This is a genomic window from Neobacillus endophyticus (assembly GCF_013248975.1).
GTDB classification, from domain to species: Bacteria; Bacillota; Bacilli; order Bacillales; family Cytobacillaceae; genus Neobacillus; species Neobacillus endophyticus.
Genome location: NZ_JABRWH010000001.1, coordinates 886,323 through 899,249, shown reverse-complemented (window position 1 = coordinate 899,249; position 12,927 = coordinate 886,323). Strand labels below are relative to the sequence as shown.

15 protein-coding genes and 1 riboswitch are annotated in these 12,927 nt (G+C 42.0%); of the genes, 10 read left to right on the top strand and 5 right to left on the bottom strand.

The window, feature by feature from the left end:
- Nucleotides 1-187: 187 nt before the first annotated feature.
- Nucleotides 188-1,432: an N-acetylmuramoyl-L-alanine amidase gene (locus HPT25_RS04440; protein ID WP_173060506.1), complete on the bottom strand. Its 1,245-nt coding sequence runs from the start codon at nucleotides 1,430-1,432 to the stop codon at nucleotides 188-190.
- A gap of 79 nt (nucleotides 1,433-1,511) precedes the next feature.
- A complete protein-coding gene (locus HPT25_RS28260; RefSeq protein ID WP_217269625.1) occupies nucleotides 1,512-1,661 on the bottom strand; it encodes a hypothetical protein in 150 nt (49 codons plus the stop codon).
- A 277-nt stretch (nucleotides 1,662-1,938) separates the two neighbouring features.
- On the opposite strand from HPT25_RS28260, the gene wecB reads away from it, so the two are divergent.
- The 4 genes from wecB (at nucleotide 1,939) to HPT25_RS04420 (ending at nucleotide 5,842) form a co-directional block, all read left to right on the top strand.
- The gene (wecB, locus tag HPT25_RS04435) at nucleotides 1,939-3,078 is read left to right on the top strand and encodes a non-hydrolyzing UDP-N-acetylglucosamine 2-epimerase (RefSeq protein ID WP_173060503.1); all 1,140 of its coding nucleotides are present in this window, start codon (nucleotides 1,939-1,941) and stop codon (nucleotides 3,076-3,078) included.
- Between the two features lie 274 nt (nucleotides 3,079-3,352).
- Nucleotides 3,353-3,739 (top strand): SMU1112c/YaeR family gloxylase I-like metalloprotein, encoded by a 387-nt coding sequence (gene gloA2, locus HPT25_RS04430; protein WP_173060500.1) that lies wholly within the window; start codon nucleotides 3,353-3,355, stop codon nucleotides 3,737-3,739.
- A gap of 226 nt (nucleotides 3,740-3,965) precedes the next feature.
- A complete protein-coding gene (locus HPT25_RS04425; protein ID WP_246277135.1) occupies nucleotides 3,966-4,667 on the top strand; it encodes a 5-bromo-4-chloroindolyl phosphate hydrolysis family protein in 702 nt (233 codons plus the stop codon).
- Complete coding sequence (locus HPT25_RS04420) at nucleotides 4,664-5,842, top strand: toxic anion resistance protein (protein WP_173060497.1); 1,179 nt, start codon at nucleotides 4,664-4,666, stop codon at nucleotides 5,840-5,842. Before HPT25_RS04425 ends, HPT25_RS04420 begins: the two co-directional genes overlap by 4 nt.
- Before the next feature lie 156 nt (nucleotides 5,843-5,998).
- Here HPT25_RS04420 and HPT25_RS04415 read toward each other — a convergent pair whose 3' ends face one another.
- Entirely contained in the window at nucleotides 5,999-6,763 is a 765-nt protein-coding gene (locus HPT25_RS04415; protein WP_173060494.1) for a M15 family metallopeptidase, read from the bottom strand.
- 243 nt (nucleotides 6,764-7,006) lie between these two features.
- Nucleotides 7,007-7,096: riboswitch (cyclic di-GMP riboswitch) on the top strand.
- Nucleotides 7,097-7,144: 48 nt separating this feature from the next.
- Here HPT25_RS04415 and HPT25_RS04410 point away from each other — a divergent pair.
- On the top strand, nucleotides 7,145-7,309 hold the full coding sequence (locus tag HPT25_RS04410; RefSeq protein WP_173060491.1) for a hypothetical protein: 165 nt from the start codon (nucleotides 7,145-7,147) through the stop codon (nucleotides 7,307-7,309).
- Between the two features lie 24 nt (nucleotides 7,310-7,333).
- Here the strand turns inward: HPT25_RS04410 and HPT25_RS04405 are convergent, their stop codons facing one another.
- On the bottom strand, nucleotides 7,334-7,528 hold the full coding sequence (locus HPT25_RS04405) for a hypothetical protein (protein WP_173060488.1): 195 nt from the start codon (nucleotides 7,526-7,528) through the stop codon (nucleotides 7,334-7,336).
- Between the two features lie 164 nt (nucleotides 7,529-7,692).
- On the bottom strand, nucleotides 7,693-8,745 hold the full coding sequence (locus HPT25_RS04400; RefSeq protein WP_173060485.1) for a multicopper oxidase domain-containing protein: 1,053 nt from the start codon (nucleotides 8,743-8,745) through the stop codon (nucleotides 7,693-7,695).
- A gap of 211 nt (nucleotides 8,746-8,956) precedes the next feature.
- Here HPT25_RS04400 and HPT25_RS04395 point away from each other — a divergent pair, with 211 nt between their 5' ends.
- From HPT25_RS04395 to HPT25_RS04375, 5 genes are all read left to right on the top strand, one after another.
- A complete protein-coding gene (locus tag HPT25_RS04395; RefSeq protein ID WP_173060482.1) occupies nucleotides 8,957-9,097 on the top strand; it encodes a hypothetical protein in 141 nt (46 codons plus the stop codon).
- 375 nt (nucleotides 9,098-9,472) lie between these two features.
- A complete protein-coding gene (locus tag HPT25_RS04390) occupies nucleotides 9,473-10,375 on the top strand; it encodes an ABC transporter ATP-binding protein (protein ID WP_173060479.1) in 903 nt (300 codons plus the stop codon).
- A 1-nt stretch (nucleotide 10,376) separates the two neighbouring features.
- Nucleotides 10,377-11,114: an ABC transporter permease gene (locus HPT25_RS04385; RefSeq protein ID WP_173060475.1), complete on the top strand. Its 738-nt coding sequence runs from the start codon at nucleotides 10,377-10,379 to the stop codon at nucleotides 11,112-11,114.
- Between the two features lie 7 nt (nucleotides 11,115-11,121).
- Entirely contained in the window at nucleotides 11,122-12,261 is a 1,140-nt protein-coding gene (locus tag HPT25_RS04380; RefSeq protein WP_173060472.1) for a sensor histidine kinase, read from the top strand.
- On the top strand, nucleotides 12,258-12,860 hold the full coding sequence (locus HPT25_RS04375; RefSeq protein WP_173060469.1) for a response regulator transcription factor: 603 nt from the start codon (nucleotides 12,258-12,260) through the stop codon (nucleotides 12,858-12,860). Before HPT25_RS04380 ends, HPT25_RS04375 begins: the two co-directional genes overlap by 4 nt.
- Nucleotides 12,861-12,927 lie beyond the last annotated feature (67 nt).

The window sequence follows — 12,927 nt, the reverse complement described above, 5'->3', positions numbered from 1 at the left end:
CAATGAGCGAAACGGAATATTGTACAATAAAATTTAAAGAGATATGGTGTCAATATGGTGTCAGGCACCGCACGTGTACATTTTACCTGTTTTGTCCACGTGGGGTGGACAGCGGTGCAAGATGTGCTCTTCGATTTAGAAAAAGCCTGCTTCGGAGTGAGGCAGGCTTTGTATGATTGATTTTTTGTTAAGGGTTTCCGATAATGGGGTTGTTTTGATTTTCGCTTGTCTGAGTAGTTTCTGTTGGAGTTGTCTGAGTTTGGTTGCTGAGGCTGCTAACCGTTCGGGTTTCATCATTTTTCACGTCATTTGAATTGGCTTGTGTGATGATTTTGTTTTGGTTTTCTCTATTTTGATCGAAGGCCACACTGTTGCTTATATCCGTGACACCGCCTGTTGGAGCAGTGGGTTGAGATGGTATTCCGTCATTCGCACTTCCGCTTGATGACGCGATCGTTTGTGCACCGTCTCCATTTTTGCTGCTGTCAGTATTATTTCCAGTGCTGCTTACAGCCGGGGGACGATTCGTTCCTTCTTCTACCAATGCCCCGTTCAGTTCAAAGGTATATTTTTTTCCGCTAATGATATGTGTTCCGGTCACCATGGAACCGTCTGGATCAAGATAATACCATTTGCCTTTATCCTGAATCCAGCCTATCGCCATTTCTCCGTTTGGTTTCATAAAATACCATTTGGAGTTAAATTTGAGCCAGCCCGTTCTCATGGACCCATCGAAATTTAAATAATACCACTTATTTCCTACTTTAATCCAACCGGATCGCATTGCACCACTTGAGTCAAAGTAGTACCACTTATTGTCAATCAATACCCAGCCAGTCTTCATAACACCACTGGCATCGAGATAATACCATTTACTTTTATCTTTTACCCAACCCGTCTGCTTTTTCTCTTCCTGGTAAAAATACCACTTGCCATCTTGGTTGATCCAGCCATCTACTCCGCCTTGGCATCGTTTAATGAACTGAGCCCATCTTGGCAGCAAGTTTCTAGGGCAATCCTTTCCGGACCAATGCTTGTGAGGAACCACATGGTCGATTGGGATACTGAATTTATTCATTAAAAATTGAACGGCTTCCACTGTATTTGAAACTGTTTTTTCATAATTTCCGTCTGAATTTACACACATTTCAATATGAATGGAAGTTCGATTACCTGGTCCATTTGGCCCATCACCGGCAGCCCACGCCACTTCGTCAAAGGGGATGGACTGGATCATCTCATGGTCATCAATAGTTAGATGCCAGGAGGCTGTTCGGTCATTCCCGCGTTCCTGCAGGCGTTCGTGAGCCGCGGCATCCGCTCCGGCATCTGTATTATCAGTTTCATGAATGGTCAAGTATTTAGGAACCATCGGTATTCCTGGCCGTGTCTTAGTATTGGAAGCCGGAATAAGACGTTGAATAAAGTTCATGCTTATCCACTCCTTTATTTATTATTTATGCAAAAAATGAACAAATGGTTAGGGCTTAGGCTTGTATTGGGTTTATTTCTTATATTAAAGGCTGTTTTAGACCTCGCTGTTGATTTCCGCTCAAGGCACGAGCAGTTAGGGAAGCACCCTCGGTACCTAAAGCGCCTGCAGGGTCTCCCCAGTCCCGTACTTCTGCAGGATATGGAATGACAACATTGAATTCGCTCACTCACAAAGGAAGTGCGTAATCATTTTTCGAGAAGTCTCGCGCCTTCCGCTCCAATCTTACAGGTATAGAAAATCAACAATCTCCTTTAACACAGCTATAATAAAAAAGAAGTCATACTAAATGAACCTGTCAGCTTTCCCCTTTTGGTCTATTTTGTTATTATGTTAATGAACTGAAAGACTTGATTTTTTTAAAAAGCAATGTTAAACCCAACATTTGAAAAATTGTTGAACATTTTTGTTAATAGAGGGTATAGAAAGATTACTTGGAGGTCCTTATGAATAAACAGTTAAAAATAATGACGATTTTTGGAACAAGACCGGAAGCTATTAAGATGGCACCGCTGGTGAAGGAATTGGAAAAGTATCCGGATCAAATTCAATCCATCGTTACAGTGACAGCACAGCACCGGGAAATGTTGGACCAAGTTTTACATATCTTTGAAATCACTCCGGATTATGATTTAAATATTATGAAGGAACGTCAATCATTAATTGGAGTGACAACCCGTAGTTTAAATGGGCTTAGTCAAGTTTTGGAGGAAGTTAAACCGGATCTGGTGTTAGTTCATGGCGATACGACAACGACTTTTGTTGCTAGTTTGGCTGCTTTTTATCACCAGATTCCGATTGGGCATGTGGAGGCAGGATTGCGGACACATAACAAGTATTCTCCATATCCGGAGGAAATGAACCGGCAGTTGACCGGAGTTTTGGCTGATCTTCATTTTTCGCCGACCATTCAATCAAAACGCAATCTTTTAGTTGAAAATAAAAAAGAAGAATCTATTTTTATTACGGGGAATACGGCGATCGATGCTTTAAAAACTACTGTTAAACCGAATTATAACCATCCCGTTTTAGATAAGATTGGGTCTGACCGATTAGTTTTAATGACAGCACATCGACGTGAAAATCTGGGAGAGCCAATGGAGAATATGTTCCGTGCAATTAGAAGAGTTGTGGAAAAACATCAGGATGTACAAGTGGTTTACCCAGTGCACATGAACCCAGTTGTTAGAGAAATTGCTGGGAGAGTGCTTGGCGATAATGAGCGCATTCACTTGATCGAACCATTAGACGTCATTGATTTCCATAACTTTGCCTCCAGAGCTTACTTGATTTTAACGGATTCTGGCGGTGTTCAGGAAGAGGCTCCATCACTTGGCGTACCTGTACTTGTATTACGTGACACAACTGAACGTCCAGAAGGTATTGAGGCTGGAACATTGAAACTTGCCGGCATAGAAGAAGAAACGATCTTCAGCCTCGCAGACGAACTACTATCAGAAAAGGCAGCCCACGACAAAATGGCAAAATCCTCCAACCCGTACGGTGACGGCAGCGCCTCCAAACGAATCGTCGACGCCATCCTCTACCACTTCGGAATTAACAAGGAGCGGCCGCAGGATTTTTAAGGTGTCATTTAAGGTGTCAGGCACCACGCGTGGACATTTTCGCCTTTTGTCCTCGTAGGGTGGACACTTCACAGTGAACATTGTTCTGATGGGGCTTTGTGTGTTTTGGCTTAGGAAGTTTTATAGACCCCCTTGTATTGGTTTTGAGGCAAGGGGGTAGTTTTTTGGCCGATAGGAAAGCATAACTTGCCTATCAGGCATAAGGACAACTACGCCTCTGTCTTCACCCTGCCGGGCATGCCAGTCGGCGAGTTATTTTAGGAGGGATAATGTTATGAAGTTAAAGAAGATTCATCATGTTGCTATAATTTGTTCTGATTATGAGAGGTCCAAAGATTTTTATGTGCGAATTTTGGGACTAAAGCCAATGAATGAGGTCTTTCGAGCGGAGCGGAATTCTTATAAACTTGACCTGGAAGTGAATGGCCAATATCAAATTGAGTTATTTTCATTTCCTGAGCCCCCTGTGCGTACGAGTTATCCTGAAGCAGCGGGATTAAGGCACATCGCATTTGAAGTAGACAATATCGAAGAAGCTGTCATTTATTTAAAAAAAGAGCAAATAAATGTCGAATCTGTTCGTATAGACCCATTAACAAACAAGAAATTCACGTTTTTTGCTGACCCGGATGACCTGCCAATCGAAATCTACGAAAATTAATTAATTCACGACAGACTTTATCTGGAAAAGAAACTCCGTTCTACGGTGTCAGGCACCATGTGAAAAAATCACAATCAATTTCTCCTTATCCGTCTTAGGTCTTAGTTTTATTTCCGCTTGAGGTCTATGGAAAGGAGGAGATTTTTGGTGTATTGTGGAAGTAATAAGAACGATTAGTTTCTGTTGCAGCAGACTTTTTGCCGGGGAATGCGAAACATTCGTTTTTATGGAGCGTATGTATAGAAAGGATTATAGTCAGGAGTCGATTATTATGAATCCGATTTTGTCATTTATTATTCGTTCATTTGTGGCCATTCCCGTTACAATATTAACCGGACTGATCAGTAGTTTCGTTTTTCATCAACATATCCTGCCAGCGTTTGGGTATGCCATTGCAGGTGGCATAGCAGTCCATATTATTTTGGCGCTTATCATGAGCTCCATTTTTTTAAAAAAACATCAGTTATCAATGAAGGAATATCGTTACATTCGAAAAAACTTGGCAGAAGCTAGTAAAAAAATCCGTCGCCTCAATAAATCACTGTTAACGATTCGTGATCTTTCATCCGTTAAACAACGCATAGATATCATGAGGGTTACTAAGAAAATACAAAAAATGGCATTGAAAGAACCAAAGCGTTTTTACAAGGCAGAGCCATTTTATTTTTCCCATCTTGATTCCGTTGTTGAACTGACGGAAAAATATAATTTCCTTTCTGCTCAACCGAAGAAAAACCTGGAGATGAACCAATCCCTTATCGAAACCAGACAAACCCTTAATGAATTAACCAAGGTGTTAGAAGAGGATTTATATCAAGTCGTTTCGAATGATATCGATACGCTTAATTTTGAAATAGATGTTGCAAAGCATACTATTAATAAACAAAAAGATGCGAAATTTCCGGAAGAGAACAGGTGGTTAAAATGAGTGAAAATAATTCAGGCCTAAACAATAAATCTGAAGGCTTTTTGGATGATATCCTCGCAGATCCTTTTGGTGATGGCTTTGGACCTGCAAAAAGCCCAGTAGTTCAAACAAATGAGGCTAAGCCGGTAAAATTGATTGATGTGATTCCAGAGGAACATCGGGAAAAAGCCTTGCAGCTTGCCCAGCAAATCGATCCAGCTAACCATCAAGCCATGATCCAATATGGAACCCAGGCACAAGGCAAGCTGTTATCCTTTTCTCAGACCATGCTCGAGCACGTCCAAAACAAGGACGTGGGTGAAATTGGGGAAATCATTAGCGACCTCATGAAAAGGCTGAATGATGTAAATCCGGACGAGCTAAAGGATGGTAAGCCATCCTTTTTTGGGCGTATTTTTGGAAAAATATCCGGATCGCTGCAAGAGGTGCTTTCCAAATATCAAAAAACAGGCGCACAAATTGATCGGATCAGCGTGAAGCTTGACCGCAGCAAAAACGCGCTTTTATCTGACATCAAGCTATTAGAGCAGCTTTATGAAACCAATAAGGAATATTTCCATGCTTTAAATATTTACATCGCGGCAGGAGAAATCAAGCTCGAAGACATGCATGAAAAAGAGATACCTCAATTAAAAAAAGTGGCCGAAGCAACCAACGATCAAATGAAATTCCAAGAGGTAAATGATATGATGCAATTTGCCGATCGTTTGGATAAGCGATTGCATGATTTAAAGTTAAGCCGGGAAATTACGATTCAAAGTGCGCCGCAAATACGGCTAATTCAAAACACGAATCAGGCCTTAGTGGAAAAAATTCAGTCGTCGATCATGACCGCTATTCCACTTTGGAAAAATCAAGTCGCGATAGCTCTGACGTTGATTCGCCAGCGGCACGCAGTTGAAGCCCAAAAGCAAGTATCGAAAACGACGAACGAATTATTATTAAAAAATGCGGAAATGCTTAAAACCAATACAATCGAAACGGCAAAAGAAAACGAGCGCGGCCTTGTTGACATTGAAACACTGAAAAAGACGCAAGCCAACCTAATTACTACTCTCGAAGAAACATTACGGATCCAGGAAGAAGGCCGACACAAACGGCGCATCGCCGAACAAGAACTCGTCACCATGGAAACCGAACTCAAACAAAAACTGCTTGAAATCAAAGGCAAATAAAATTAAAAGGGCAGGAACATTGTAGCATTGCTAGCGTTCCTGCCCTTTTTTCTTTTTTGTCTTTTGGGTGTCAGGCACCGCCCGTGGACAAATTCCCTGTTTTGTCCGCCTCCAGTGGACATTTTCAATGAGGGAGTTCTAGTAGGCCATAGGAGATTATTTGTTCACTGGGATCGTGCTATAGTATTCTTCGAGGGTGATGCCTTTTTTCATGATTTTTTTGGCGATAGCTTTGCCGATATAGCGGAGGTGCCATGGTTCGTATTGGTAGCCGGTGATGGATTCTTTGCCTTTAGGATAGCGGATGATGAATCCGTAGTCAGCTGCGTGTTTTTGAAGCCATTTGGCTTCTGTTGTTCCAGCGAAGCAGTCTTCAGCTGCGCATTTTCCGTCTCCTCCTGTTACGTCAATAGCTAGCCCTGTCTCATGTTCGCTCGTTCCAGGCAAAGCACTGTAAGCTTTCGCTGCCTTATAGCCATCTTGATGAACGTAATAATTAAATAAACTGGCTTGTGAGGCATAGGATCGATAGGCGGAAACCCCTAAAAGGCTAACCCCCTGATCTTTAGCACCTGCAAACAATTTTTCAATAGCAGAGGCGGCTTCTGAACGCATTTCTCGTTTGGAAGAAGAGCTATTAAAAATAAAAGGAATATTCGGATCCACCAAATCCTTCGGTTTATATCCATTGGGCAATTTATATTGTTTATTCACCAAAACGGAGATGCTATCCGGTTTTGCGACTACCTGAACAGAGTCCTCGTTTTGAGTAGGGGCGGAGTGTTTTGACGCACTATTTCTGGAGCCGCTGTCACCTGCTTTCCCAAATAAATCATTAGCAACAAAGTAATTTTTAAACGAACAACCTTGCACAGATAAAAGTAGGAAAAAACAAAAGATCACTGAATATATTTTAAACATAGCAAACTCCCTTTTTCTAAAATTCCTTCAATAACAGCATGGACACGATGAAAGGACTTTAAAACATCCAATACAGCAAAGTTCATTTCTGTGATTCCGATCATCTTGGAAAAAGACAGCTGCGTTATCCATAAACAGGCCTGAATATAAGTCAGGCAAAATTTAAATTTCAGGTTTGCTAGGTCCAAGGACTCTTTCATTATTACCCTTTGTTACTATATTTTGGTTATAAACACATAAATCGTACGAAAGTGGCAAAACCATTGAAAAATGGCGACGCAAAACTATAGGGGCTTTTGTCTTATACAAAGACAATGCCAGCCAGCTGCCGAATACGAGACTCCTGCGATTTATGTCTTTGAATAATGAGGAGGGTTTCATGTGTTAAAAGTGATTATAAAGGCCAAATATTATTATCATGTTTTTCGGGGCCGCCAAAACGAACTGCTTCTAAAGGATTGCTTGTGTGAAGAATTGCGAATGAAGCTAAGGGTCAAAGCATCCTATCATAACAGCAAGGCAGTAGAACTAGGGGCAAAATTATAAATTTGAGGAAGAAGCCTAGGTTGTCTAGGCTTTAACCAAAATTTCAAATGGATGGTCATATTTTTGAACAAGCTGGCAATGTGAGCAGGAACGTCCAATCACTTCTTTGCCTATATCATTTTGATAGTAAATTTCTTCAAACTCACAAACAGTGCTTTCAATGATCCGAAATATTTGTTTTTCCACCAACACCACATCTAAAATGCTTTCAATTGCCATGACTGCACCTCACTCTAGTTTTTCTATTAACATATCAAATCACCAAAGTGAAAAAGGAAGATTTCTGTCAGCTAGGATTGGAATATTTTCGACAGCTTTTCCATGCAAAAAAAGCTGAGAGGGAGGATTCTCTCAGCGCTAAATCAATAAATTTAACATAACAATTAATGAGCCATGATGACACTTCCATCGTCTTTCCCATTTTTTGTTACCTTAATAACGCCATTTGCTCCCTTTGTTGCATCATTAAATTGATGGGTAACGAATGGATAACTGCCCTCTTGTGTAAGTGTAAATTCTACAACTGCCCCGCCACTTGCAGGCAGCATCACGGTCTGCATTCCTTTTAAATGATTATATGGATTGCCATCAAGATAAACATCGTCAAATAGGGTGCCGACAATATGGAAACTAGAGACTTCGTTTGGGCCAACGTTTAATACATAAAATCTTACTCGATCACCAACCTTGGCTAAAAGAGGATGGTTGACAAGGGCTCCGACTGTCCCATTCGTATTCATTTGCCTGCTACTTAAAGCTTTTGTAGAAAAAACTACATATTTTGGTTTCCCGTTGGTCATATCATCCATGCTGTCATATTTATACCATTCATTTTGAATGACGATGTATTCACGGTTGACTTGAGAATCTGTAGGGTAGCCGCCTTTTGGTTTGGCGATGATCATTCCGTGCATGCCGTTGGCGATATGCTCAAGTACCGGCTTTGTGCCGCAATGGTACATAAACACGCCCTGATTGTCAGCAGTGTAGCTGAAGCTGCCACTTTGGTTCGGCATCACATTGATAAAGTTTTTGGACGGAGCGGAATGGACGGCATGCATATCCATACTGTGCGGATAGGTTGGGTCCATGTTTTTTAAGGTAAAATCGATTTTGTCTCCCTGGTCCACAACAATCACTGGTCCTGGAGCTTGTCCATTAAAGGTCCAAGCTTTATAGAAGTCGTCTTTTGCAATTTCAATATCAGTTATCTGCGCAGTCATTTCGACTTTTACTTCGTGAAGGCCGATTCGATTTACTTTCATCGGAGTAGGTGTTTGATTTAGATGTGCGCGGGGGTCGCTGACTGGTGTGTTGGAGTTGCTGATTTTTTTAGCCTGTGCGGACTTATGTGATGTAAGGTTGGAGCTTCCGCAAGCTGTCAGTATGATAAGCGATACGGCGATCATCGCTGTTGTCTTTATATTCTTACCCATTTCAATTCCCTCCAAAAAAGCTCTTTATTTTAAATTTGTTAGTAATACGTTTATTGTACCTCGCTTCGTCATCTTGCTTGTGATTCCTATCACGTTAGCCTTTAAAGGCAGTGAACTTTTTGTGAATTAATAGAAATGAACAGGGTACTTTTATATATCCACTTGGAAATAGGGGCAATCTATTAAGGAAGAAAGTAAAGGAGGAATTAACATGAAATATGAAGAAGAAACGACAAACGAAGGATTAAATCAAATTTTTGAAATCATTAACGCAAAAGGGGATGTTGGAGAACTAAAAGAGATTGTGAATAAATCTCCATCAGCAGCCGAACAAACACAAAATCAGAAATAAATATCCCCAAATTGCACACAAGGTTGTGAATAACCCGGAGAAAAAAGTGGATAATCAACAAAAAACTGTGAATATATTGTGGAAAAAGGATGGAGCAAAACGAATCCATCCTTTTTAATTTCCCCAAACCGTGGATAAATTCCGGAAATATGTTGATAACCATGTGGATATCCTGGTCGGATTGTGGATAAACACGTATTTCCATGTGAATAACGTGGTGTCAGGCACCATGTGAAATTTTCACATGGTGCCTGACACTCACCTACTCACCAATCAAAAATGACAAAAGTCATTTTCGATTGGTGACATTGCTTACTAATGTTTCCTGTCATTAATTCGTACAATGAGTGTAAGTTATCAGGAGGTGTTGGTTGTATGAATGAAGTGGTGTGTTTGAGGAATGTGACGAAGGTGTTTCAGCATAAGACGGCGGTTGATGATGTTTCTTTTTCGATTGGAGCGGGTGAGGTTGTGGCTATTCTTGGTCCAAATGGGGCTGGGAAAACGACGACCATTTCGATGATTTTGGGGCTGTTGAAGCCGACAAATGGCGAGGTGCTTTTATTTAACCGGCAGTCACATGAAAAATATGTGAGGGATAGGCTTGGTACGATGCTGCAGGAGGTAAGTGTCATGCCAGGTTTAAAGGTTAAGGAAATTCTTGAACTGATCCGAAGCTATTATTCAAAGCCGCTGGCAATGGAAGAATTAATCAGCCTTACGGGCCTTACCGAGCAGGACTTAAAAACAAGAGCAGAAAAATTGTCAGGGGGACAGAAGCGGCGTCTCAGCTTTGCTCTCGCACTAGCTGGAAATCCGGACTTAATTATTTTTGACGAGCCGACAGTTGGAATGGATATCACATCAAGAAATCGATTTTGGCAGACCATCCGCATGCTGGCAGACCAAGGAAAAACTATTATCTTTTCAACACATTATCTGCAGGAAGCAGACGATACGGCAGAACGAATTTTACTTTTTAACCAGGGGAAAATTGTTGCCGATGGAACTCCTGCGGAAATTAAAGCGCGCATTTCCAAGCAATCGGTCTCCTTTGTGATCGATCCGGAAATTTCGCTTGAAAAATTGTATCAACACAATGAAATTGCCAATATCTATCGGAAAAATAATCGGGTATATGTTCAAGCTGAAAATACGGACAGAGTTCTGGAGCTGATTTTTCAAGAAAAGATGGGAGCGAGAGATATTCAAATAGAGCGCGGCAAGCTAGAGGAAGCTTTTGAACAATTGACTGGCAGCGCAAAGGAGGCTATATAATATGAGTGCATTTCTAATGCAATGCAAGACAGAAATAATACGGGTTACTCGAAATCGCTATTTTGTGTTTTGGTCATTGGCCATGCCGATCCTATTCTATTACATTTTTACCAACGTGGTTCATATAAATGCTCCAAATAAAGCAGAATGGCAGGCTCATTACTTAATGTCCATGGCTGCTTTTAGCGTGATGGGGTCATCCATCATGACACTGGGAATCCGCTTAGTGCAGGAGCGTGCGCAGGGGTGGTCAACTTTTATCCGTATCACGCCGCTTTCAGATAATGCTTATTTTGCGGCGCAAATGGTCGGTCAAAGCTTTATTCATCTGCTCTCGATTACCATTATTTTTCTTGCAGGTAAGTTAATCAACGGAGTATCACTGACGGCGTTTGAATGGCTGATGAGCGGACTTTGGCTCCTTTTCGCATCCCTGCCGCTTTTGGCGCTTGGGACTTTAATCGGATTAATGAAAAAGGTAGAAACGGCAGCTGGCGTCAGCAATGTCCTTTACATGGTGCTGGCAGTATCAGGAGGCTTGTGGATGCCGCTCGAGGCTATGCCAAAAATGATGCAAACCATCGGAAAATGGCTGCCTTCCTATAATTTTGGCAGCGGCGCTTGGGAAATTGTCAGCGGCGGCACCCCGGAATGGAAAAATATTCTGATTTTAATCGCCTATTTGACTTTGTTCATGCTACTATCAAGGTATATAAGAAGAAAGCAGGAAGCGGTGTGATAGGACCATGAAATGGCGATTCAGCTTATTCCCTCATCGATATGGTCTTTTCCCCTATATGTATCTGATTTATCTATTGTATCCTATTGTCTCTTTGACGAAGGAAAACGGGGTAAAACAGATAATTGGCTATGGAATGACGCTGTTGTTTTTTGTGACGTATCGGCAGCTTTATTTTGTGATGTGGCAAAGGAAGTACACCTATTGGTTAGCTGTTATGCTTGCAATTGTATTTATTTTTAGTACATTTTATCAATTAACCTACATTTTTTTAGGCTTTTTTTCCGCTACATTTGTCGGGTTTTACCATGAAAAACAGAAATTTTATCGAGGTCTTGCCAGTTTGGCTATGGTGGAGCTACTTCCCATTCTTTTCGTAATCAGCCGAACAAAAGCAGTTATCACAATCTCAGAGTTTCTCAATTTTGCTCCATTTCTCATTATCATGCTGTTAACACCATTTGGCATTCGCTCAATAAACCGCCGGAGGGAGCTGGAGCGGGAGCTTGACCAGAAGAACCACCAGATTGAAGAGCTGGTAAAGCGAGAGGAGCGGGTACGGATTGCGCGCGATCTTCATGATACTCTCGGTCATACACTGTCTCTTTTAACATTAAAAAGCCAGCTGGTGCAAAGACTGATCGCAGCCGACCCGGAACGAGCACGTCTGGAGGCAAGGGAAATGGAAGTGACTTCAAGAGCGGCCCTAAAGCAGGTTCGCGAGCTTGTGACGGACATGCGAGCTGCGACCATTACAGAAGAGCTGATTCAGGTACAGCATATATTAAGGGCAGCGGGGATAACGTATAAGTACGAAGGCACTTCAGATTTTTCAAGAATCCCGCTTTTTACCCAAAATATTGTAAGTATGTGTATACGAGAGGCGGCGACAAATGTCGTTAAACACAGCCGTGCAGCACATTGCTCCTTATCTGTTCACCTATCAAAGGAAAAAATAAATGTCATGGTACATGACGATGGAATGGGTGCTCCAATGAACGAATCCAATCAGGAGCTGGGCAATGGGTTAAAAGGGATGGAGGAAAGGCTTGCTCTAGTCGACGGTTCACTTGCATTCTCGAATCGTAATGGAGCGGTGTTGGAAATAAATGTACCAATTATTAATAAACAGGGGGCAGCGGGATGATACGACTATTTATTGCCGAAGACCAGCGAATGTTGCTGGGGGCGCTTGGTTCATTACTTGATATGGAGTCAGATATGAAGGTGATTGGCCAAGCGATGAATGGGGAGGAAGCACTTGAGATGATTGTGAATCTGCAGCCAGATGTCTGCTTGATGGACATTGAAATGCCGGTGTTAAATGGTCTCGAGGTCGCAGAAAGGCTGGCTCAAACGCCAGTCCCAAGCAAGGTCATCATCCTCACAACGTTTGCCCGTCCTGGCTATTTTGAACGTGCGGTCAAAGTCGGTGTTTATGGCTATTTACTAAAGGATAGCGAGATCGATGAGCTTGCTGATGCCATTCGCAAAGTGGTGGACGGCAAGCGAGTATTCAGCCCTGAGCTGACCTATCACGTCATCCGCGAAGAAAATCCACTTACCCCGAAAGAACGTGAAATCCTAAAACTCGCTGCCTTAGGGAAAACAACGAAAGAAATCACCTCAGAACTCTACCTATCATCAGGCACCGTTCGAAACTACATCTCCGAAATCATTCACAAACTAGGCGCCAAAAACCGAACCGAAGCCGCCGCCCTCGCCGAAAATAAAGGCTGGCTCTAACAGGAAAAATCACAAAGGGTGTCAGGCACCATGTGAAAATTTCACATGGTGCCTGACACCCTTTCCT

What these genes read in the sequence shown, in the direction of transcription:
- HPT25_RS04425 (WP_246277135.1), top strand. Translation starts at nt 3,966, where the DNA reads ATGGAGCGTATGTATAGAAAGGATTATAGTCAGGAGTCGATTATTATG.
- HPT25_RS04395 (WP_173060482.1), top strand. Translation starts at nt 8,957, where the DNA reads ATGAAATATGAAGAAGAAACGACAAACGAAGGATTAAATCAAATTTTT.
- HPT25_RS04375 (WP_173060469.1), top strand. Translation starts at nt 12,258, where the DNA reads ATGATACGACTATTTATTGCCGAAGACCAGCGAATGTTGCTGGGGGCG.
- HPT25_RS04385 (WP_173060475.1), top strand. Translation starts at nt 10,377, where the DNA reads ATGAGTGCATTTCTAATGCAATGCAAGACAGAAATAATACGGGTTACT.
- HPT25_RS04400 (WP_173060485.1), bottom strand. Translation starts at nt 8,745, where the DNA reads ATGGGTAAGAATATAAAGACAACAGCGATGATCGCCGTATCGCTTATC.
- HPT25_RS04440 (WP_173060506.1), bottom strand. Translation starts at nt 1,432, where the DNA reads ATGAACTTTATTCAACGTCTTATTCCGGCTTCCAATACTAAGACACGG.
- wecB (WP_173060503.1), top strand. Translation starts at nt 1,939, where the DNA reads ATGAATAAACAGTTAAAAATAATGACGATTTTTGGAACAAGACCGGAA.
- HPT25_RS04420 (WP_173060497.1), top strand. Translation starts at nt 4,664, where the DNA reads ATGAGTGAAAATAATTCAGGCCTAAACAATAAATCTGAAGGCTTTTTG.
- HPT25_RS04405 (WP_173060488.1), bottom strand. Translation starts at nt 7,528, where the DNA reads ATGGCAATTGAAAGCATTTTAGATGTGGTGTTGGTGGAAAAACAAATA.
- HPT25_RS04390 (WP_173060479.1), top strand. Translation starts at nt 9,473, where the DNA reads ATGAATGAAGTGGTGTGTTTGAGGAATGTGACGAAGGTGTTTCAGCAT.
- gloA2 (WP_173060500.1), top strand. Translation starts at nt 3,353, where the DNA reads ATGAAGTTAAAGAAGATTCATCATGTTGCTATAATTTGTTCTGATTAT.
- HPT25_RS04415 (WP_173060494.1), bottom strand. Translation starts at nt 6,763, where the DNA reads ATGTTTAAAATATATTCAGTGATCTTTTGTTTTTTCCTACTTTTATCT.
- HPT25_RS04380 (WP_173060472.1), top strand. Translation starts at nt 11,122, where the DNA reads ATGAAATGGCGATTCAGCTTATTCCCTCATCGATATGGTCTTTTCCCC.